We start from the raw sequence: 24,554 nt of genomic DNA on the forward strand, positions 1-24,554 counted from the left end.
CATGATTGAAGTCTTTAATTTATTAGTGCTATTTCTATTGAGAAAACTCTAAATTGCCTATCTTGATCAAGGTAATGAATTAATTTTGCTTGAATAAAAAAACAGCGTATCGAAGCTATTTTTTGTTATTATCCAATAAATTATAGAACTTTACCTACACGAGAAATAGGTCTTGTTTTATATTTTTTAAGCTTTATCATAAAAATACCTATTCTACAAGAAACACTAACCGTATATTAATTAATGAAAACTACAGCCGCGTTACTATCGTTAACTAGAAAAAATTCAGTTCATAGTTTTGGTATATCCATGATCAATGGTTCTATGGCAGAATTAGAACTCGAAGCGCTTCATCCAAAAGAATTAGAAATTTATTCTTCTTTTAAACATGAGCCGAGAAAGATGAGTTACCTTCTCGGTAGATTGTCTGCCAAAAAAGCTATTTATGAGTTGACTGATTTTAATGAATTGAATACTATTTTTATAGATACTGCTGTATTTGAATTTCCTGTAGTTAAATGTCTCGCTATACAGAATATTCAGCTTAGCATTAGTCATTGTAATACGATAGGACTTAGTATCGCATTTCCTGAAAGTCACCCGATGGGAATTGATTTAGAAGAAGTGAACACAAAAAACGTTGATGTTTTGAAAGATCAAATGACTTTAAAAGAAGTTCAATTGGTTGAAAATCTATTTCTCGAAGAAGCGAAAGGCTACACACTTATTTGGACAGCAAAAGAGGCACTTTCAAAAATATTCAAAACTGGCATGATGATGGACTTTAAGTTATTGGAATTAGACAAAGTTGTAAAAAAGGGACCCATTTGGGAAAGCACCTTTAAACATTGTGAACAATACAAAGCAATCTCTTATTTCTCTGGAACTTATGTCTGCTCATTAGTTTTACCTAAGTATAGTACTTTCAATATTTCAAAATATTTCAAAATATTTAAATCATTAAATTAAGCTTCCATATACTTATAAATATCTATTATGAACCAATATGGTAAATTCAATTATCTAATTAATTCACTCACTTTCAATAAGTTTTAGAAACAAAAAATCCCTTCCAAATAAATGAAAGGGATTTTGTGACCTCGACTGGATTCAAACCAGTAACCTCTTGAGCCGTAATCAAGTGCGCTATTCAGTTGCGCCACGAGGCCTTTTTTTGTGGGTGCAAATATATTTGTTTTTATATTAAATACAAACAATAAAGCGTAAAAAAACAATTTTTTTCTGCTTAAATGAGATTAAATCAAACAGGAAGTTTCATATAAAAATGATGTTTGTCAATCTAATGCTTTGGTTGTGACGTAATAACGCTATCCAATGATTGCTAATTGTAATTTTGTTGCTTTACTTAAATCCAGTTGTTTTTTAGAAAAAGAAGGCAATAGGACCTTATTGAGCTTGGCTATTATTTTAAAAAAAGATTTCTTCATCACTATAAAAGTAACAAAAACAATTCAGAATAAGCGAGTTACCTATTATAATTATAACCATACATACTAGTGTTATATAGTATATTTTAAAACTGTAAGTAAGATGGGGTTATTTCATAAATACTGCAACTACAGGATGACTTAGTTGGAAAATTTAGAATTTTAAATAATTATTTGGTTATTTGTTGAAAATATAAATGAATAATAGGAGTGAAAATTCTTTTATTGGTTTAAAAAACTCGTTTTTAATACAAAAACATACACTTTAGTAAAGAATATGTAAAGTATTAACATTAAAATAACAGATTTTTTAAAATGAAAGTTCATTTTGCGTAAGATTTTTTCCTAACTTTGAGTGGAATAGCATTATCATCTGCTATTTATATTCCCTCCTATAAAACTGTAATTAACTATTCATAAGTATTAATTACACCTTTACATCTCCCACACAGTATTAAACAATGTCGTTCGATAAATTTTGTTTTATCGACACTAAATAATTTTTAAAATAAATTAAGTATGGCTTTTTATTTTTTTACAGAACCATCAAAACTAAGTGTGCAAACGCAAAACAAAGCGTTTGGAGCTATTGATGAAGATAATTATAGATTGAACAATCTATTTTCTGGAAGTTCAGCACCTAAAGCGTTTGCAATAACAGACGGTACGGTATTGGTACAACAAATTGGTGCTACAAATGTGTACAATATTGTACTCAAACCCAATGCACAACCCGATTTGAATCTACCCAAAATAGATTACATTATATACAAAGGAATCAAAAAAGATAGCATCATTGAAGGTGCTAAAGTTGCAAACATCAATAAAAATGATCTGACAAGATCTATTCATGAAAGTGCTATTGCATGGTATGCAGCAGCAGATGAAACGATGCCAGCTACTGAACCAGCGGCTGATACTTCATTAGGACTTGTATATAATGCTAGTCAAACTGATCCAGTCCTAAAAAAGGAAGATACAGATAGTCTTAATGAGGCTTTTTATGCAGCAGGAGATATCACATTACCTTTCATTTTTGGGGGGAATTATATCGGAGATTTTGATACAGCTTCAGATTTTGGAATTACAATAGTTTTTGAAAAAATCGGTTTTCAACCAACTTTTAAACTTGCTCGAGAATTAGATTCTAAACTAAGTTTTACTGCCTTAGCACCAACTGCAACTGATACAGAAAAATATAAAAGAAAGCATGAAAAGGAAGATGCATTAGCTTTTATGGACTCTAATGCGTTTTTTAATGCGTTCTATGATGAAGGTTTGCAAGTTTTTAATGGAACTGGATTCGTTCCAAAAGTTGGAGATGCAATATATAATGATATCACCACAAAACACTTTTATAAAAATAGAATATACATAGATATTAGAAATGAATTTAATGATTCTTTTAACTATTACAATAACTATAATGATACCATTCAATGGAATTTAGATAATACCAATACATTGGTTGATGTAAATTATTACAGAGATTTCAAATGGCCATTACTTGTAATCAGTGATGATAGTGCGGCAAGTGAATTTGGAACCGCGAATACAGATAAAAATATCTTATTCTCTTTTCCAACTGGAGATAATGAATTTCCTCGACTATATTATAAGCGGGCTTTTTTAGAAGAAGTTGGGCTTACATTGCCAGAAGCAAAAGATCTTTTCTTTACACCTACTATTGTAGATGAAAAAGTAACATCGAAAAAAATTACAGTTCCAAAATCAGGTGGAAGAGCCTTTACAAACTATTTTAAAATTGGTTTCTTAAAAAGTAATGAAACGCTGCAAGACCAAGGCTTATCATTAGAAAAAAAGACGTATTTAGATACTATTTTCCCACTATTTACAATGGACATTCCTTTTGACGAAAGTTCAGGGAAAAGCTATCTTAAAGTATATTATGATGCTGCTTATGTGGATAAAACACAAATAAATGGAGCTAATTACACAACCAATTTAGGAATTGCGAAAGACAACCTTTTCATAACATTTGTTTCGTACCCTTCAAAATACAATCTAAACATCAAACAAAGCATTGATGATAAACTTCCTCTAAGCGGAATGGAAGGCGCAATTAATAACCTATTTCTATATGATTTAGATGCGCAAATTGGTTCCATAAAAATTATCAAGCAAAAATTTATCATTGGAGGTGTTGACAAAGAGTACTTAAAATTTCAAGTACAAGAAAATGATCTAATTCAGGAAGCGGAGAAATATACTTTTGAAGATGTTTCAATAATGGGAATGACCGTGCAACAATATCAAGATTTAGAACAGTTGAAACAAACGGAATTTGATCCTGCTTTTAAAACATATCTGGCAATTGATGATGTGATTACAGGTCTTGATGACAACGGAAATCCATATACACAATTTAAGTATGTATTAAGAGGTTTAAAAGTAAATGGAGCTGGAGATTTAGAAGCACATCAAGCAGCGCCAGCTACAGATATAATTGTTTTTACGGATGAGAAAATTGAAAGTGTTGCCTACGAACGCAATTATGAAGAAGCAATAGGAACTGAGATATTTTCAGGAACCATTAAAAATGAAGATCAATTTATTGCATTACAGTCAGAAATACAAACTGTAGCTTCTTCATTTGAAACCTCGCTAAATAATTTGGATGTACAAAGTTCACTTTTATATTCTCAAATTACATCCTTAGTGAGCCAAAAGTCTAGAGAATTATGGGAAAAAGCAGTACAATATGTTCAAGCTAATCCAACGGATGCTGATGATCGTCCATTATATTGGGCACGTTTAAAAATGGCATCCATACTCAAAGCGCATCCATACTTTTTGGGAGACATTCGAGAAGACTCACAAATAGCTCCTGATTCAGACTTGGAGAAAACGATTACCTTAATGGAAGAGGAAAGTAGAAACTATACTAAGGTTGATTTCTCTGGAGCGCCAGCTGGTGCTAAAAAAATACTAGTCACTGGTTTTGATCCTTTCTTACTAGATGAGAGTAATCCAGCTTACAGCGGAAACAAGCGTCAAAGTAATCCTTCTGGTTGTGTTGCTTTGTCTTTACATGGAACAATGACAGCTAATAATTTAGGATACATTCAAACGTTAATAGTTCCGGTTCGATACAAAGATTTTGATAGTAATGCAAATTCGACAGAAGGTCAAGGAGAAGGAGTTATTGAAGAATACATTCAGCCTTTTATCAATCAGGTAGATATGATTATAACAGTAAGTCAATCTGGACCAGGGAATTATAATATTGATAGGTATGCAACTGTAACCAGAGGCGGATTCAATGATAATTTAGATTATACAAGACAAGCTTTAAGCAGGTCTATTGAAATTAACAGTACTAATTTAGAATGGATTGAAACGACATTACCGCCAGAATTTATTGATCCACCAATTGTTTATGATTATAGTTATGTTGACAGTACAGGAGCGTTTCATTCAAATTCAAATGGAATAGATCCGCCAACTGTTGGAGAAAGAATGAATGAAGGTCCAGGAAGCGATTACTTATCAAATGAAATCTTTTACAGAGTTGCAAAAATGCGAGAAGAATTGCGCCCAACATTACCCACAGGACATTTTCATATTTCAAAAATTCAAATTGGAACCGCGGACTTTAATGGTGGAAATACTAAAACGCTGGTAGATATTGTAACAGAAGGAATTAATAACGCAGCAACAGGATTATAATGTTAAAAAGGAGCTATAAATATGGTACTCTTTTAATGATAGTAGTAACACTATTGTTATGTATTAATTGTGTTTCTCAAAATATCACTAAAATTCATATCTCAAAAGTTAAAAGTGAAATTAAAGGAATCAAGTATGAATATAAAGTTAAAGACTCAACAGACTTAAATTTTATAAATATTAAATACAAAGAAGATATGGGACATGTTACAAATGTTCAATATGCTCTAAAGGAAAATTTACCAGACGGTAGGTATAAAATTTATGTAGACAAAACACTAAGAGAAGATGGATACATAAAACAGAACGCTAAAGAAGGAATTTGGATCACATACAATGAAAAAGGAGAAAAACGGCTAACGCCTTATAAAAAAGGAAAAGCTTCCGGAATCATTAAAGAATTTTATAAAAACGGTTCATTGAAAAGCGAAACAAATGTTCGAGCGAATGAAATTTTATTCAGAACAACTTTTTATAAAAAAGGAAAGATAAAAACACAAGAACAATTTAAAAATGGTCGCTGTGTGGAAATCAGAAAATACAATATCAAAGGAAAACAAATAGATGCCAACAACGGCTGATTAAAAAGATTTAATATGATTGCAATAACAGATACAAGTGCATTTGCAGAAGTAGAATTGGTGCTACTTACGCAAAATATCTCGCTAACAACAGCAATAGTTGATGCAGAGTTAACAGGAAGTGTTATCATAAACGCCACCATAACAACTGCTGTAAAAACGATGCTAAACAGTATTTTAGGAAACACGGATCTTACGTCTGCTGCTAAAAATAAAATATCAGAATACGCAGGATTTTCGCATAACGCAACAACAAACACAGTTGATTTTACAAGCGCAAATGTTTCGTTAGACAAACTAACGTTTTATGTCATCTTTAAGTTGCCATACACGCATACAAACTTTACGTATGAAGACATTGCAGATGGAGATACCTCAAGCACAATAGCAACCAGTCCTACAACTTGGGGGAAATATGCCAACTACATCAGAAATCTAACAGGTTCTGGAATCAAAAAAATAAATTCCGCAGGCGAACAAGTAAACAGTTCAGGAAAACCTGTCGATGGAAGTAATGTCGATATTGAAGGCTGGCACAAAGAAGAAGCGTATACGTATGTTGGTGAAACACCTTTCAATGGAAGTTACACTATACCAACAGGACTTACACCTTCAGCTACGGAAAAAGCTATGCTATTTGGGCAAAATGATGAAACAGCTGTGGCTGGAGAAACGCCGCTAGACATCACAAAAATACCCTTGTATTTCTATTTGTTAGCTAAAGTTGAAAACCCATATAGTAATAGCTATTGGTTAAACCCAAGTTTGACAAGTACCAGAATTTCTAGAATCCCGCATTGGCCAGCAGGTATAACAACAAAAGTATATCGCAAGCACTTTGTAAAAGAATCCTCAAACCCTGACAGTGTTACCGTAACAAACGGAACGCATACATTAGCGCATGATACAGCCGGAACGTGCCTTACCATCACACAGGTAAACGCAACAACAAACGTACAAACATCGCACAAAGTATACGTTGAAGCGATGGATACGGAATCACTAAGTTTTGAAGGTTTAAGTTTGTCCGATGCCGATGAAGTCATAAAAGATACAAATGGATTAAAAGCTGTTTGGAAAGACAAATATGATCATCCTACATTGCAAAACAATTCAGGACTCACCTTTGGAATGGGCGTTGACATCGGAGCTACATTTAATGGCTATTATGAAATAGAAATTGATATTCAGTTTTCTGGTGCCGGAACTTTTAGATTGTACTACGGAGGAAGAAGAACAGCAGCAATCAATGTAAATGTGACATGCGCTTCGCTACAAACAACGATTCGATCATTAATAGAAGACAATTCAAGTAGAACGAAAGTTACAAATAGTACAGGCGGAACTTCTGGAACACCAGCTAAAATCAAAATACTTCGTCAATATGCAAGTAATCAAAAAGCGTATAATCACAGAATATATGTTGAAGACGAAACGAGTACGGCAAGTGTAACATTATCTCCTAATGCAGAAAATGATCGTTGGAAAGAAAGAACTTCTGCTGACAATGATGATTGGTATTTCTATAACGAATTATTAAACTATTCTTTCTCTAACAATCCTGTAAACGGATTTTACCAACATTGGGAAACTGCAATTCCAGGTGATTTTGCTGACATTGGACCAAGAAGTAAGTATCTAAAACGCAGTTTTGGTTGTAGATCAAAAGCAAGCTATCATATTTGGGATGAACAAAAAGACTTAATAAACGACATAGAAATCAAAACCTATGTGCGCAATCTAAGAGCTACGTTTCATAAGTTTTTCATTCCTCGATTTTACGATTTACAACGTACACTCAGAGACGGAACTCAAAGATATAATGGGCGAAAATATAAAAATGGAGTCTATTCTGAAGAAGGTAGAGATACTGTTCAATACCTTTTAAATGACACCAGACTAAAAGCGAAACCAAATCAAGCGGAGTTATTTGCAATTGTACTATTGAATTATAATTTCCCATCAAGATATAGAGCTAGAAGGAAAGAATTAATCGACGCAATCAATCAACACAGTATATCAAAAATAAAAAATGCGATTAGAGGCTTAAGTGCTGATCGAATTACGGCACTCAATCAATTTATTGGACCCTCTGTAAAATCAAAACTATATCATGGTATTGAAGATTAAACAACATGTTTATGTATTGATTATAATCACTTTTTTTTCATGCACCACACAAAAAAAAGGAGTGTATTCCTATCAAGACATAACAAAATGGGAAGAGTTTTATATAAACTCAAACAATACAGGTATCAAAGGCGAATTAAAACTTGCCATCAATAAAAATGAAGAAACTGTAAGTGAACTAAATTACAAAATACTAACACTTTCGTCATTACTCAAAGAAGAACTTGGAGATTCAATTCAAAAAAATAAAATTGAAAACTTAGTAAGTAAAGTAGAAACGATAAACGATGAACTCAATTTAGAATATGCACCAATATACTCAACAGCTGTTTTAAGTTCAGACAAATTGCTTACATACACTATCGTAAAACGATACGAACTATCAAAAGAACCTCCATACACTGAATACATAAATTTAGATATAGAAAAATTAAAACGCATAGAAATTTCTGCCATTATTGACACAAAGAAAAAGGAAGAATTTCAAAAGTTCATTTCAGACTACACACACAAAGAAAAGCGAAAAGTAGTCGATAATTATCTTTTAAAATTGGCAGAAAGAGTAGATCATTTACAAGAAGCATATACGGAAGTTTTTGAAAAACCGGCGTACAGTACAGACAACATCAAATGTGTCATAAACAACGCCTCTTTTTCGCACTTTCACAAAGAAGGAATCGTTTTTAACGTTACCGTAACAGACGAAAACTTCTTAGAAAACACAGAGCAAAACAGAATAGAAACATACATATCGTATATACAGATTCCTTACGAGTTCGTAACTCCGTATATAAACAAAGAATCAAATCTATTCGCATCAATTAATAATTTAATTAAAATCGAGAAATAATGCCAACACCACAATTTTATCCGGCGCTAAGTAAACTGATACGTTCAGACAAGTTGCCTGAACCAATAAAATCAGTTGTTGATAATACAACAGACAAGCTATTCTACAAAACGTATTATGTTGAAAAAAGTATATATGGAGAAACTGCATATCATCATATAGTCTTGGTTTTTAACAAAGAAATAGGATTCAATCTCTTTGGTGGTGAAGAAGGTTTTGAATTACTTTTCAATCCGGGGAGCGCCACAAATACAACAGAATTGCCATTGGCAATATATTACAATCTTCCAATAGTAAAATACATAAAGAAAATTCAACTTGGAGACTTAAACTCCGTTGAAGATTACTTTAACTTACTATTAGAAATGTTTAATGTCTCAAAAGAAGAATTACTATTTGAAGTAATCAATGGTTTCTTAGGAGAAGAAACGGATCCTTTTTTAGCTTTTGTTGATGAATTTAACAACAATCCTGATTACAATGCGCTTCCTCCTTTAACACTTCCGCAAGAGGCAAATGACTATGACAAAATAACGAATCTAATCACGCAGCTTCAAACTAGAAATCTAGACTTATTACTATATACGCTAGAAAACTATGTTGATATTGCTGATTTTTCTGGAGGATTTGAAAACCTATCAACCATTTTCAAAAAATGGATGGGCGAATTTACGCTTGATACAATTATTGATCTCTTCATTCCAAAATTTTCAGTATCCTTAGAACAATTAGAACTTGCGTTAGCGTTTCCAAGAAAATGGTTAAAACCTGTTGATGCTAACGGAGAAGTGATTGAAGGTGAAGATGAAAAATCGATGCTAATCTACAATGTGGGTAGCATGTCGTATCATTCAGAACATGGATTCGAATTCAATCAAGCAGATTCTTTCAATCTCACACCCTCGCAAATAGGAAATACAGGATTACTCATAGACATAGATAATTTAAAATTCGACTTCCGAACCGATCGTAACATTCCAGAAGCAACCGCCGATGGAAGACCCGATGAGTTCAGAGGATTTTATGCGGAAACAGTAGCCATTACACTACCAAAAAAATGGTTTAACAATGTAGACAATGCAACACTAAAAGTGGCAGGATACAATATGTTAATCGGAACTGGCGGTGTTTCAGGAACCATAGCATTAGAAACAGTTGCTCCAGGTGGAGACGGTTTTATGCCTGTAAACATTGGGAATTGGGAATTAGGATTCAAAGATTTTGATATCACGTTCAAGCAAAATGCAGTCATAGAATCAAACATTGAAGGACGTTTGCTTATTCCTAAACTAGAAGATGGTGACGGAAACGAGGCGCTTATCGAAATCAAAGGACACTTAAATGACGAAGGCGATTTCAATCTGACAGCTTCCGAACCACAAGGAATTCCGTTAAACCTATTCAACTTTGTAACAATTAACTTCCTAACCTTAGAATTGGGTAGGGAAGAAGGTAATTTCTACATCGGAACATCCTGTGAAATTTCATTTCAAAATGAAATCATGATACGCGTGTTGGGCGATCAAAAAATAGTAATTCCAAAACTACGTGTATACGATGATGGATCTATTGAAATCGTAGGCGGAAATGCATTCATTCCAACAAACATTTCCTTAAATCTTGGACCTATTGAAATTGCAGTGACAGGAATTCATTTCGGGTCACATCAGCAAGAAAAAAATGGTGTCATGCGCAAATACAACTATTGGGGATTTGATGGAGCCATCAGTTTAGATCCATTAGGAATTGACGCGCGTGGAGAAGGAATCAAATACTACTACACAACCGACAATGACGAACACGACGACGACGGAGACAGCTTCTTACGTATTCAAACGATAGAAGTAGACTTAATCATTCCAGGAACAGCAAATCCAGATTCTGCATTAGCAATCATCAACGGAATGCTATCGATTCCAGAACCGGGAGAATCTCCTGAGTACGAAGGAAAAATTGGTTTAAAACTTCCAAAAGCACGAATCAGTGGCGCAGCACACATGCGTCTACAACCAAAAGAACCGGCTTTCATCATTGAAGCAGGAATAGAAATGCCAACACCAATTCCGTTGGCAGCAACAGGATTGGCTTTCTATGGATTTGGCGGATTACTCGGATTCAAATACGTAGCTGAAAAAGAAGCAATAGGTTTAGTTTCTGGCGAAAATACTTGGTACGAATACTACACCTATCCACAACGAGGCGTAAATATTAATAAATTTAGTGGACCACCACGAACCGATCAATACGAATTACCAGTAGCGGTCGGTGCAGGAACAGTCTTAGGAACCATGCATGATGATGGATTCCTATTCTCTACACGACTCATGGCAATATTATCATTACCATCAGTATTCATTTTAGATGGTAGAGCCAATGTACTCGGTGAACGTTTAGGAATTATTGACAGTACAGAACCGCCATTCTTTGCAGGTGTTGCCGTTGGTGACAACTCATTCGAATTCTGGTTTGGAGCAGACTATCAATTACCAAAATCTAACGGTTGGATCTTAGACTTATACGCAGAAGTACAAGCCGGATTCTTCTTTAACAATCCATCGGCTTGGTATCTAAACTTTGGAACAAAACAATCGCCAATCACAGCGCGTGTCTTAACAATCATTACGGCACAAACCTTCTTAATGCTTTCGGCAAGAGGAATAGAAGCTGGAGCTAGAGTTGATTTATCATTGAAGAAAAATTTCTTCGGAATCAAAGTAGAAATCAGTGCGTATGTAGAAGTTGGTGGATTCATCAGTTTCGAGCGTTTCCAATTAGGTGGTTACATCGCTTTTGGTGGAACAATCTCAATCAGCGTGTGGAAAATTGTTGGATTCAGAGTCAGTCTCGATGCGATTCTTTCTGCGGAAGCAGCAAAACCATTCTTACTCTTTGCACAAGTTCGTATTCGAGTATGTATCAGAATCATCGTTAAAATCTGTAAAACTTTCAAAGTCAAGCTTAAATGGGAGAAAAACAAGCAAGTTGACAGAACACCAATTCCAGCACTATCTGACGGAAGTAATCCAAACTATCCAGACAGAACAAAAGAAGCGGTACAAGGTGTGCACATGATGACGAATGAAACCTTTGAGTTGAATTACTTCGCAACGGTTCCAAATGCTAACAACATTGACAAAGTCATTCCTTTAGATACGTATATCGATTTCAAAGCAATGAAAGGACTCGTTCCTGGAGCAATCTCTAGTAAAATTGGAGGGCACACAGGTGGCGCAAACAATTTCACAGACTTAATTCCGCCAAACAAAGTTGTTCGTGGCGGGCACGAATTACGCCAAGTAAAACACAAATATTCTATTGAAAACATAGCAATAAAAATGTGGAATGGAAGCGCATGGCAAGACTATCATCCGTATGAAGCTGTGGTGCCAACTGCAGAAAGACCAGACGTAAGTCATCTAAGAATAGGGTATTGGCAACGAAATGGAGATCAATATGATTCTATTAGATTACTAGCTACAAATCCATTCTCATACATGGAAGCTGGTGAGCCAGGATGGTTTATTCCAGAAGAATACGGAATTACACCTTCAGAATTATACTGTGTGACAACACTAGAAACTGGTGATTGTTCTGATATGCTAGAAAAACTATTAGGAACCAAATATTACCGACCAAACGGATACATCGGTCATTTCATTGATGGTGCGTACTATTCTATTGAAGAAGGAAATGACGATTTAGAAGAAACAACGTATGTTCAAAATATGACTTGGTCACTTCCACTGATACATTCAGCTAGTGGTCAAGATTATACTAGAGCTAATTTTGATCGTATGCGAATCAGAATAAATGGTGCAAATACGTATGTGACGCTCGGTGTTAACGAAGATTTCTATACGCTAGAAAACGGAGCAGCAACGAATCTTATTGAAATTTCGGAGCAATACCTAACGGCAATAAATACCATACTTCTTGACAATAATAGTGCTCCACTTGATAGTTTAGAAATTACGGAAGTAAGCGTTGATAACGGAAACTTAATTGTAAATGTAGAAGTAAAATCAGAGTATGAATTTACAGCAACTGGAGCGAACGAATTATTCTTTAGTGCTATATACTTAAAACGCTTTAGGGACAACGGAACAAGTTCAGTATTAGCTTCTGCAATAACGAATACAACAGAAATTATTCTAACAACAAACAATGAGCCAACGGCTGTTGGTTGTATGGAAATTACTGACGTAGAAAACAACTTTGACTATGCGCAATCGTTACAATTTAGCAATGCAGATAGGCTCATTATCATTCTGCCAGAAGCTTCTGTAACAACGGATTTAAAACTAACAACGTATGCCGAAGGTGTGACCATTCGTTACTATAAAACGCTATTATCAGACACAAATAGCACACCGGATTATGAAGAAATTCATCAAGTGTACAAAACAAGAGCAGAACTCGAGAATGTCATTTCATATACCAATGAAAATGAATTAACATCTAAAATTACGGTCACTCCAAAATCAGCAAATGCACATCTCATCCGTCAAGTTCGTGAAGAAATTGCAGAACTATTAGAAGCGACGTATGATAGCGAAACTGGACAAATCATAGAATTAACACCAGCACAACAAGCACGTTACGATGAATTAGTAGCTGAATTAGAACGCTTAGAAGCTGAAGGTTGTTCGACGGAAACTGTAGAAGTTACCACGCTAAAACAACGAATCATAGCCGAAATTTACAATGAAATTGACACTGATGGAATTGATGAATATCGTTTCAGAGTGTACAATGAAAAATGTGAAATTGTATTAAGTAGTAGCACACGTTACTATACCAAAGAAGCTGCTGTTAGCGAATTGAAAACTTCGGTATTTGCAATTATAAATGAAAGTAATAGTATTGAAATTAAACAAACAAAAACTAACAAATACTACTTCAATGTCATTGATAACACAGGAGAAGTAATTGCGCGACGCATTGAATATTTTGATACACTAAGAGAATGTGAAAGCGAAATTACAAACTTAAAACTATTGCTAAGTACAAGTGAAATGGCTATTGGCGAAGTAGGTTGTGGAGAAGCAGCAAAAGATAATACATTACAAAAAAGTGCAATTCAAACGGTTCAAAAATCAGTATTCATTAATGAATATAGTAATCAAACAATCATTGACGACACCTATTTAGATACTCGAAGAATTGGTGATCATATGTACATTGTAGGATTCACAACTCCTGATCGATCAATTCAAAAGTTCCCAATCTTCATAAAACTAGATGAAAATGGCGAAACCATATATAGAAAGGTATTCGATGTCGGAAGTAAAAGCCCTTCTGCACAATTTACAAACATTGAAGAATTTGTAGATGGAAATATTTTAGTAACGCTAGAATACGTAGATCGTAACAAAGCCGCAGTTGTAAAATTTGATAGTGACGGAAAGTTTATTTGGAAACGAGAAATTAACAGAACTTTCAAAGAAGGCATAGTATCATTACAAAATATGTTACGACCGATTCCTTCGGGCGAATTCTTCTTCATACCAGTAAATTACACGTACGTAAATGCTAAAGGTGTAGAAGTAAACATAGCAGATGTATATTACTTAGATAAGAATGGAGACTTTGTGAAAAATTACAATCTCAGCGACAAATCTTTAGTATCTACTGAAATCACAGCAGTTACTTCTGACAATAGTAGAGGAATAATACTTGGAATGATGGTAACAGATGGTGATGCTGCACAAAAAGCATGTGTCGCAAGATATGATGCAGGTTTCAACGAAATGTGGAATAGAATTATAGATCAATCAACGACGAAAAGTAATGCTGCAAAAATAGAAACGGTTCATAAAGCTGGAAATGGAAATTACTACGTGATTTCAAGAGATACGGGACTCGTATTTTCAACATTTGCAGAAAATGATATCCAAAACAATAAGGTTTACACTAAAATTTTAAATATTCAAAGTGCTGAAAAAATCTCTTTTGTAGAAGAGCAAAATTATTCCAGTACATACAATACGGTAGCAGCTTATACGGATGGTAAAATTTATGAATTTGCAATAACTATCGTGAAAGATATACCTGAAATAAAGGATATAAAAATGATAGATTACAATAGTGTTTTGAGATACTCAAATATCAATAAACTAGTATTTGACGCTATTAAAAACAAACATTACATCTTGCTAAATCCTTCTATTGCAGGCAAAATAGGTGTAGATTATATGAGTTGTATTGCGTTGATGAAACTGGAGCTAGGCTTTAAACCAGACGGAGTAGATGTACCAACTAACAAAGATACTAGTATAGTAGTAGTAGGTGTAGAAAAAGTAGAGCCGACAATAAATGGAAGTGAAGCATCAATCATCATTGAAAGAATTATATGTGAAGAATTTGAATCGAATGATTGTGAAAAAGATCCAATAATCTGTGATGCGTATGACAACTTAGTAAGAATCTATAATGAATGCTTTGTAGGTATTGAAACCAGTGAGCAAGTAGACGCAAGTATAAGATGTTTTGAAGAGTTCAGAGACATTATCAAAAACTTATTAGTTGTACCAGGTATATCATTACCTTCAAGTATAGGTGCTGAATATGAAAACTATAATACACTCTATAATCTAATTGTTGGACTCGTAGGACATCATGAGCAAATCTTGCGATTCAGAGACTTAAACGATTCTGCAATCTTACTCATGCAACTTATTGAAGCTGCAGGAAATTGCAACTGTAACGAAGAAGTACCACATATTTGTAACACATCTTTGCAACAAGTTTGTTGGTTATCAATTGAAAAATTTGAGTATAACGAAACAATCCCAGGACAACCTGCAATTCAGCAAGAACAAGAAGACATGGAAGAAGCCGTACAACGTACTGCCCAACCAATCTGGAGACCGAATTCGAAATACTATGTACACTATCAACTAAAAGATGAAGTAGACAATGGAGAAAATCAAGGTGTATTTGATTACTATTATGGATTTGAAACGGCTGGTCCAGTTGGGCATTTCCACAATGCAGATGGCGTAACGTATGGAAACGAATATGATGAAAGTAACAACATCAAAAACAGAGCTGATGCAAATGGAATCCTTACACTATCAGGCGAATTGACAAATCCAGATAGTTATCCATTAACATCATTACGTCAATACATTGATTACACAAGATCATATCCAAATGCAGACGGAAACTTATTGCAAGCAAAACCTGTATTTTATGGACAAGAGCAATGTAGAATTACGCTGTATTTCACGAAGCCATTAGCATTCCACATGTTGAACACTTGGGAATCGTACTTAGGCGCACCAGAACTAACAGGTTCTATGCATATTGCAATCAAAGATCCAGTAACTAATGTAACCATTCCATATCCATTACCAATAGATTATAATGAAGATACGGTTCCGTTACCAGAAGGAAATGGAGAAGGCGGCGTACCATGGGTAGATGATAACGATCCGAGAATTCCGCTAAACATTAGAATACTGAACAATTTCATTAACTATATCAATGAAAATGATGATGCAATACAATGTGACTTCATGATCGGAAATGCAATCAAACCACAGAGTTATGCGTACTCAGTAACGCTGACCAATCTGAAGCCAAGAAAACTATACACAGCGTTAATTTTCAATGCTTTTGAAACGGCAAGCAACGACGTAGTTACAAGCGAACAAGTACACAACTATGTGTTCCAAACGTCACGATACCAAAACTTCGGAGCGCAAGTAAACAGTTATCTATTAGTTGATGAAAACGACGTTGACAATCCGCGACAAGCAGTATTTGAAGTTGCCTTACCAGCAATAACGGCAAGCGAAATCACAACGGCTTACAACATCGTAGTAGGAAACAGTGATACGGATAGCAATGCAATAGAAACACAATATCTAGATGTATTTGATAGAGTATTAGAAGGTGTATTAGGAATGACTCCATTAGATCCGCCAATCAATACTGAATTCAACAAAATTTTAGATGGCGGTGGAAATATAGTTGCACTACTCATTCGAAATCCAGAACCATTCAACATTCCGAAAATTCCAATTGAAAAAATCAACGGAACCGAAGAAATCTTTGAAGCTGGTAGTACAGATGGAGAAAGAGGCGCAATACGTGTAATCAATACAGCAAATGATCAAGATGATCCTGCGTACAAAGTATTGTATTCAAAAGACTATTCACAAGCATTAATAATGCATGAAAGCAAAAAAATCACGGCTGTGAATCTAAGTTTCAGATTCCGATACATGATTTGGAATGGAACTGAATACGTAATAGAAGATACAATTCAAGTAGACGATATCACGATCGCTTAAACAATAAATAAAAAAGAACTTGATAGTTAAAAAATATATCAAATGGCACTAGAAAATAATTTTTTCGTTAAAAATATAAACTTGGGGTATTGCAAACCTTACTTACATCACAATGGTTTTATCTACTGTATCTATTACAGAGCTAACTCAAACGTAGTACGTAACATTCCTGCAAAAATTGTGAAGGTTGATACCAATTACAATCTAATTTGGGCAAAGCAAATAAACAACTTACACTTCATTAACCAAATAATCCCTGGCACAAGTGGAAACCTAATCATTTACGGTGGACATTACGGGGTGGACACAAATACGCCAAATGCAGTTGCGCTAAAAATGAGCGAAGCTGGAGTCATACAATGGAGTAAGGAATACAATATTGCTGCAGATCCGTATGCACACTATAATGTTGACAAAACATTGATACAACAAATACCACTAGATCGCTACGTATTTACAGCGCTACAATCGGTTTGTACTATTGATGATAATGGAAACATTATCAAATGTATAAACATGTCATACATAGAACCGAACAACTTTTCAGTATTTTCTGGAATGACAGTTCATAATGACCGAATATTCTTGGCAGGAACTGGTAGATTTACCAATATTCCTTTTGGAATTACAGAGTTAAATACAAACTTGGAAATTGTTGGAAGAAACAGATATCAAAACTTATCACCAATACAAATTGGTGGTGGCTCCGGATCTTATCACATTTATCCGCAAGGCGATTTATTGTACTTGGCACATTCTCCAAGTGGGAAACGTTTGCTAACATCACTAAATCTTAACAACAACTTATTGCCTGAAAAAGCAATATTGGCAGAAGGATTAGGAGCAAACAGTAGTGAGCAAAGTAATAAGATGGTGTTTAACAACACAAATTTCTACTTCAATCACAAAGAATTTGGATCGTCACAAACGAACTATTTTAAATTTGATTTCAACTTAAACTGTTTATGGACAAAAAGAAGTTCAATAGCAATTAACGCACAACAGTTTCAAGTATTTGACAATTTTATCTTCTTGCAAGAAGCAAATAGAAATGTTATCAAAACAGATGTTGAATTAGAAGGAAACGATTGTATTGCGGCATTTGATCAAGTAAGCAACCCAGAAATCAATGAAATTTCATTGGAAATGCAAGCTATAAATGATGTGGAAGTAACAATAATTCAAGGAAGTGCTGCAGATCTTGGTTTAGAAGCAGTTGATTACGATCCAAACATCATTCAAATATGTCCAACATTTGACATTGATCAAAGTACCATTACAGCAAATCCAGCAGCGATTGTTGCAGATGGAAACAGTACATCGTTGATTGCTGTACAATTAAAAGATGCGCAAGGAAACAACATTACTTCTGGCGGCGAAACTGTAGTTATTACAACATCTAAAGGAACTCTTACAGCTACTGTTGACAATAATAACGGAAGATATACAGCTACTTTACAATCCACAAGTATAGAAGAAACTGCAAATCTCAGTTTTACTGTAAACGGAACGCAAAGTTCGCAAACAACATCAGTTGAATTTTACATTTCAAGTGATTGCTACTTTACAAGCTCATTCCGAACAGGTGGATTAACAGACAATAATGGCTCAGTATGTAAGCTAGGAACATCGAATATTTTAACTGTTGGAAGTGATGGAACTAACGGAATTGTAACGCTCTTTAACGGAAATAGTACGGTAGCTTGGCGCAAACAACTTGTCATTGCTGGTAGAAAAGTATCGTTATCATCTGCAGTAAGGTGTTCAGATAACAACAGTGCTATAGTATTAGGAAACTATGGTACAGGAGCAACAAACAGAGCACATATTGTACTATTCAGAATCAATTCGCAAGGAACGATTCTTTGGTCAAAAATACTGTATTCTACAAACACACGTTTTGGAACAGGAATTAGAAAACTAAACGAAAATATAGGTGGGCAAAAATACATTGTAACAGCTTGGTACAACGAAGTTTCATTACAAGATGACATGGAACTCTACAAACTTGATGAAAACGGAAACATAAGTACCTCAAGAAAAATTACAGGAGTTTCTGATGAGCAAATCATGGAAGTAGTGACAACGCCTTTTGGTTTTACCATACTAGGTTCGGCAACAACACCTGCACAACAAACCGTTCGCCACGGAATTGTACTATCATTCAATGACAACTTAGGACTAAACTGGGGAAAACGTTTTGGAGATGGTTCATATTTATTTACAACAGGAGCAATTCCAATTGTAGCGCCTAATGAAAGTTACATTCTTGCAGGTGTTCATAATAGTTCAAACAAACTATTCATCACCTTATTTGACAATTCGACAAACGCATACAATGTAAAAACGGCAAGCTTAGGAAGTTTAAATGACAGACTAAGTACCAATACAAAATTGGTAAAAGGAGCAGGAAATACCTTCTATTGTATTGCAAATTTTGAAACAGACAGAGCAACTGAAGTCATTAAATTTGATTATCTGTTAAATGAACTCTGGAGAAAAAAGCTTGACTTTGGAAGTAAAAACAGTATCAGTCAATTACTAAACGATGCTGACCAACAGCTATTTTTAGTTGGAACAATCACAGGCTCAAATGAAGCATACATTGCAAAGACAAATTTAGAACTGCAAAACTGTATTTCTCAAAATATTACACCAGCCGCTTACGTGTTAGCGCCGTATACAGCAGATACTTTTACACCAACTGTTGGAGACTTGCCGTATACGTATGAAAATGTTGCGATTACTGTTGCTGATGTAGATGCGGAACGTACTGATTATTGTAGTGAAAACTGTGATACAACTGTCATCACAGTTACAGAACACTCGGTAATTCAATCGCCTAACTTCTACTTGCAAGCAGCAGGATCAACAGGAAATGATGGTAGTGCGGAAGGAATTCATACACGTTGGATTTTCTCAGGAGCACTTGGAGAAAAACACTTGCCAAAAGGAAACTATGCAAACAGTACTGCAAACTTCAACAAAGAAGATGACTTTGTAAGAGTGTACAGAACACCGTATACAAAAGTGACAAAAGTGATTGATTTTGCAGCAGAACCAACGATCGTTGATGATGCAAATAGTTTATGGATATACAGAATTGATGGGAAAGATTTCCACGTATACTTCAAAAATCAAGCAAAATACTCGCAAGTACGTGCTACGATAAATCCAGCATCAAATCCGCAAGGGTTCGTGCAAAGTTATGGAAGTGAACTTATAGAAGTTGAAAGCAAGCGACACTTATTCTTCGCGGTAGAAGCAAAAGTAAGTTCATCAGCGTCCAACAGTTCATTGCAAACAGAAACTCTGTCGGTATCTACAAACACATTAATTGCACTCAAAAAAGCAACCAACAGAAAAACATTCTCAGCAGGAGCTTTGCAAAACATACGATTACTATGTGAAAACGGACGTACATTTAGATTCACGGGAAGCAACTGTTTCATGATGCAAATTGTCATTGAATTATACGGTGATTTCATTGAAAATACGAATGAAAATTCAGCGTGGACACCAATGGGAAGTTACGCGTTAACATTAGATGATAACACAGCTTTGCAACAGTTAGAACCAACAGCAGGATTGGTCAATGCAAATTGGCCGCGATTCAATGATAATGCTACGGTAAACATTGATAACTATATAAACAGATGGAATGTAGTTGAACCCGATATTTACGATAGAAACATAAAACAAGTTGTTGAACAATACATCACATTAAGTGACGATGCTTCCAACCCGAAAGCAATTGAGGAAATTCCTTTAGATGAAAACATTGTTGTTGAAGGAGAAGATGATGTAATGGAAATTTCAAATTTAGACATGCTAAACATCGCTTCTTTTGATTATCACATAGCGCGTATGTTGGGATTAGGATTTCTAGACCTTGCTTCACAATTACAAAGTGAAACCTATGTTTACATTGCAGAATATGTAACAACTGCCGATTTAGAAGACGGACAAGGTGCTCGCGAAGTACAACACTTAAGCATGAGTTTACCAACCGCAATGGCAGATGAACGTTTGCCATTGCCAATAGAATTGGACGAACTAACGCCAGGTGCTTACTTTGGAACAGAAACAAGTGAACCTTCTAACATTACTGATGTTGACGGATACACGCATGATGGTAAAAAACGTTATGTAACCTTATATGCGGAAGAAATTCCAGAGGATGTGTTCAACCCAGCTTTCTATGTTGTAAACACAGAATTTGAAGCAAAAAATTACACCATTCCAATCTATGCAGGATTAGAATACAGAAAACAACGTGTAAACGAAATAGATCCTGGTGTTTGGGAAAAACCAGAAATCTCGCATGACAAACGCTATTTACATCTTGATAGTACCGTTTCTGATGCAACACAACGTTATGAAGCGTTCCCAGTTACATTGCCAGAAGTAGGACAACCGATTTATGTACACAAGCAAATCATTAGCGGAACACATTACTATGGTTCTTATGGAATCAACTGGTTCTCAAGAGCAACCGCAAGTCCAACGGAACTTTCAATCATTACAGACTTAAAACCTGTAAATCCGCTACTGCCGCCATCGAACATTCAGCCGCATTTAGTGCAAAAAGAAAGTCCATTATTATTAACGTCTCAAGAAGAACAAGATCGTTATGACGCGATTACGGATACAGATAAAACGTTGGTTAGAATCTCGTATGATTATCATTCATATCAAGAATTACTAGACTATGCGGTTTCAGATGATTCCGCCATTACAGATGCGCAATTAGTAAGTGATACAACCTCTATTTTTGATGATGCTGATGAAATTTTTGCAGAAGATGTAGATATCTTTTTCAGAAATGAAATTCCGAATAATATCTCAGGACAAGTCATTGATATAGCAGAAGATCCTACGAATAATTTAGTGTCAATCCTTACGGTAGATGAATACTACTTATCAAGTGTAGATCAAACGTTGATGCCTGATATTCCAAACGGATTAGAGTCAAACTATGAAGGTGGTGTATTTATCATTGGGCAACAGCAACACATCATTCACGAAGTCATACAAACCTCAGGTTTTCCAAAATTTGTAGTCTATAAAAAAGAAATCAGTGATGCCTTAGTAGATGACATTCCTTCGCCAGATGCAGATAATTTGCAAGCAATTGAAATTACGAATGATGGTATTTTCATGGCAATTGAAAACATGCAAACGCCGTCGAGTTGGGGAACACCAAATCCGCAACCATTACACGTGCAAGTTGGCGATAATTGGCCAATTCACAGAGAAGTTGTGATGGTTGAAGGTGACAATGGAGAATTAGAACGTCACTTAGAAAAAACGCGTGGAATTTGGTCAGATCCTACAAACAATCATACAACAATTACGGAAGTTGATGAAGTTATCGACTTAGATACGAATGGCGATCCTATCATGGGACACAAAGGAATGTACAATATTACATTCCACGGAATTACGCTAGATCAGCATGCGCAATACAATGCAGCTGGCGAATCTGTAGAATGGTACAGAGGAATTGTTCGTGTAAATACCACAGGAAATCCAAATGGAAAACGTAAAGTATTAAAAGTTGCTAAAATTCTAAACATTGTAAATGTTGGGGATACAGTACAAAACGATGTGCAAGTAGTAGCGTTTGATCCAATATTCTCAAACGATACTTCGTACGATCCAATCAAAACAGGAGCCAATGTTTCGGTAAACTTCTATCCAGGTTACAAAGTATATTTATACAAAAATGCAACCTACGGATTAACGGCAGCAAACTTATTACCAGGAGACGATGAAGAAGTACGAAACTCTATCATTGGATTGCGAAGTCATGATACTGACGAACCATACTACTCGCAAATAAGCATTCCGAAAATTATGTTTGCACAAAAAATTGTGGAAGCATTACAACCGGAACAGCCAGATGGTGCAAACTATGCAACACGACCAGATTTCTTTGGGCGTTCTACATACACAATCACCACGAAATATACACACAAACCACACGGTGTATTATTTTACAGAGCCAATGATGAAGCAATTTTAAATGCGCTTTATGAAAAGGAAAAGGTTCGTGAAATTAGAGAAGAACTAAAAGCTTTAGGTGGAAATGATGAAGAATACTTTACAAATCGTTGGGAAAACTTCTTAGACTTTGATACGCTTGAAGCAGAAGGTGATTACAGATATTATCCGCCACCATTATTATTAGTAGATAATTTCAAATTTCCGAATCCTAATAAAGTTGCACTATTTGAATGGGCAAATGAACTCATTGGTAGAATCAACAGTAACACAGCATTTCCACCAGATGTGACAATAACACCATTTGTAGCTGATCCGAATGCTGTAAACACAGATGTTGGAAATATTGCAGTAGGCGATCCACGTTTATTACAATTCATAAAAGGAGTCATATTCAATGCGTTTGTTCCGTTAACGGAAATACCAGTTGTATATGCGTACATTAATGGAAATAGTTACAAGCCAGTCAACAAAAAGCAAGTACTGAGAGATGAAAATGGAAGTGTATTATTACCAACAGATCCAGCATTTGAAATGGCGCCAATGATGAAAGTTACAAGTAGTAGTCCGCATACAACGCAGTTTACAGACTTTAACTTGGACGGAACATCAAACAACATTTATTTCTATGGAGCGCGAGAAATGAGTTCGCAGATGAAACTTGGAGAATTTAGCAAGTTTAAAGGACCTATTAAATTGGTGACTTCAAACGCACCAGAAGCACCAGAAATAAAACGAATCATGCCAGTTTTAGAAAATGCAGCGTTAGACATTCAACCAAAAATTCAGTTAGAAATCAATGCATACCCTGAAATTCAAAACATCAAAAAAGTAAACATTTACAGAGCATTTAATAAGCTTGATGCACAATCAATCAGAACCATGACGCTCGTAAAATCAGTTGATATTGAATTGGAAGGAATTGAAGCAAACGAATTGTGGACTGTATTTGATGACTTTAATGATTTAGTTGAAGTTCCTTACGGAGATGGATTATTCTATCGATTAACGGTCGCAAGACGCATAGAATATTCAGAAGCAGATTATGGTACGAATTCGCCACAAATCCTCACGGAATATGCGCCATCGCAACCTTCAAAAATTGTAGCAAGTATGATGGTAGAAGTCGCAAGTCCGCCAGCACCAACAGTACAATACATTTCAGAACCAATTGCCGCAAATGGCGATGTAAATGAAATTGCATTATTCTGGCAGAAAACCTGTTACAAAGGAACCTACTATGTATACAAAATGAACGCGGAAGGAAATTGGGTGAAAATTCACGAAGTAACCACCAATGAAACTGATATCTATGTATTGTTAGCGGATACCGATTTGCAAGAGCAAAGTTTGTCAACACAAGATGCTGATGGAAATACAATAAACCATCATTTTAAAGTAGTGGCAAAAAATACATCGGGTATGTTAAGTACAGAAGATAACATACTAACCATTCCTAATGAAGACAATTGGATTGACATTGGAGGAATCGGAGATATGATTATTGGAACCACATTCATTATAAGATAAATCACAAAAAAATAACGTA

8 protein-coding genes and 1 tRNA gene are annotated in these 24,554 nt (G+C 35.1%); 7 read left to right on the top strand and 2 right to left on the bottom strand.

The window, feature by feature from the left end:
* Window positions 1-324: 324 nt before the first annotated feature.
* Window positions 325-969 (top strand): 4'-phosphopantetheinyl transferase family protein, encoded by a 645-nt coding sequence (locus tag H2O64_RS17945; protein ID WP_187563598.1) that lies wholly within the window; start codon window positions 325-327, stop codon window positions 967-969.
* 126 nt (window positions 970-1,095) lie between these two features.
* Here H2O64_RS17945 and H2O64_RS17950 read toward each other — a convergent pair.
* Both H2O64_RS17950 and H2O64_RS24100 read right to left on the bottom strand, forming a co-directional pair.
* A tRNA-Arg gene (locus tag H2O64_RS17950) sits at window positions 1,096-1,169 on the bottom strand.
* 159 nt (window positions 1,170-1,328) lie between these two features.
* Complete coding sequence (locus H2O64_RS24100) at window positions 1,329-1,448, bottom strand: SsrA-binding protein (protein WP_235982936.1); 120 nt, start codon at window positions 1,446-1,448, stop codon at window positions 1,329-1,331.
* A gap of 519 nt (window positions 1,449-1,967) precedes the next feature.
* On the opposite strand from H2O64_RS24100, the gene H2O64_RS17955 reads away from it, so the two are divergent.
* The 6 genes from H2O64_RS17955 to H2O64_RS17980 are packed head-to-tail and all read left to right on the top strand — an operon-like array spanning window position 1,968 to window position 24,535.
* A complete protein-coding gene (locus tag H2O64_RS17955) occupies window positions 1,968-5,138 on the top strand; it encodes a C15 family peptidase (protein WP_187563599.1) in 3,171 nt (1,056 codons plus the stop codon).
* 35 nt (window positions 5,139-5,173) lie between these two features.
* Window positions 5,174-5,719 (top strand): toxin-antitoxin system YwqK family antitoxin, encoded by a 546-nt coding sequence (locus tag H2O64_RS17960; RefSeq protein WP_187563600.1) that lies wholly within the window; start codon window positions 5,174-5,176, stop codon window positions 5,717-5,719.
* A 15-nt stretch (window positions 5,720-5,734) separates the two neighbouring features.
* On the top strand, window positions 5,735-7,849 hold the full coding sequence (locus H2O64_RS17965) for a hypothetical protein (protein WP_187563601.1): 2,115 nt from the start codon (window positions 5,735-5,737) through the stop codon (window positions 7,847-7,849).
* Window positions 7,833-8,699, top strand: a complete 867-nt coding sequence (locus H2O64_RS17970; RefSeq protein WP_187563602.1) for a hypothetical protein — start codon at window positions 7,833-7,835, stop codon at window positions 8,697-8,699. The genes H2O64_RS17965 and H2O64_RS17970 overlap by 17 nt, the downstream gene beginning before the upstream one ends.
* A complete protein-coding gene (locus H2O64_RS17975; protein WP_187563603.1) occupies window positions 8,699-16,999 on the top strand; it encodes a hypothetical protein in 8,301 nt (2,766 codons plus the stop codon). Before H2O64_RS17970 ends, H2O64_RS17975 begins: the two co-directional genes overlap by 1 nt.
* A gap of 42 nt (window positions 17,000-17,041) precedes the next feature.
* Window positions 17,042-24,535 carry an Ig-like domain-containing protein gene (locus tag H2O64_RS17980; protein WP_187563604.1) on the top strand — a complete coding sequence of 2,498 codons (7,494 nt, stop codon included), beginning with the start codon at window positions 17,042-17,044 and terminating at the stop codon, window positions 24,533-24,535.
* The last annotated feature ends 19 nt before the right edge of the window (window positions 24,536-24,554 follow it).

The sequence above is a fragment of the Kordia aestuariivivens genome (assembly GCF_014397005.1).
GTDB lineage: Bacteria > Bacteroidota > Bacteroidia > Flavobacteriales > Flavobacteriaceae > Kordia > Kordia aestuariivivens.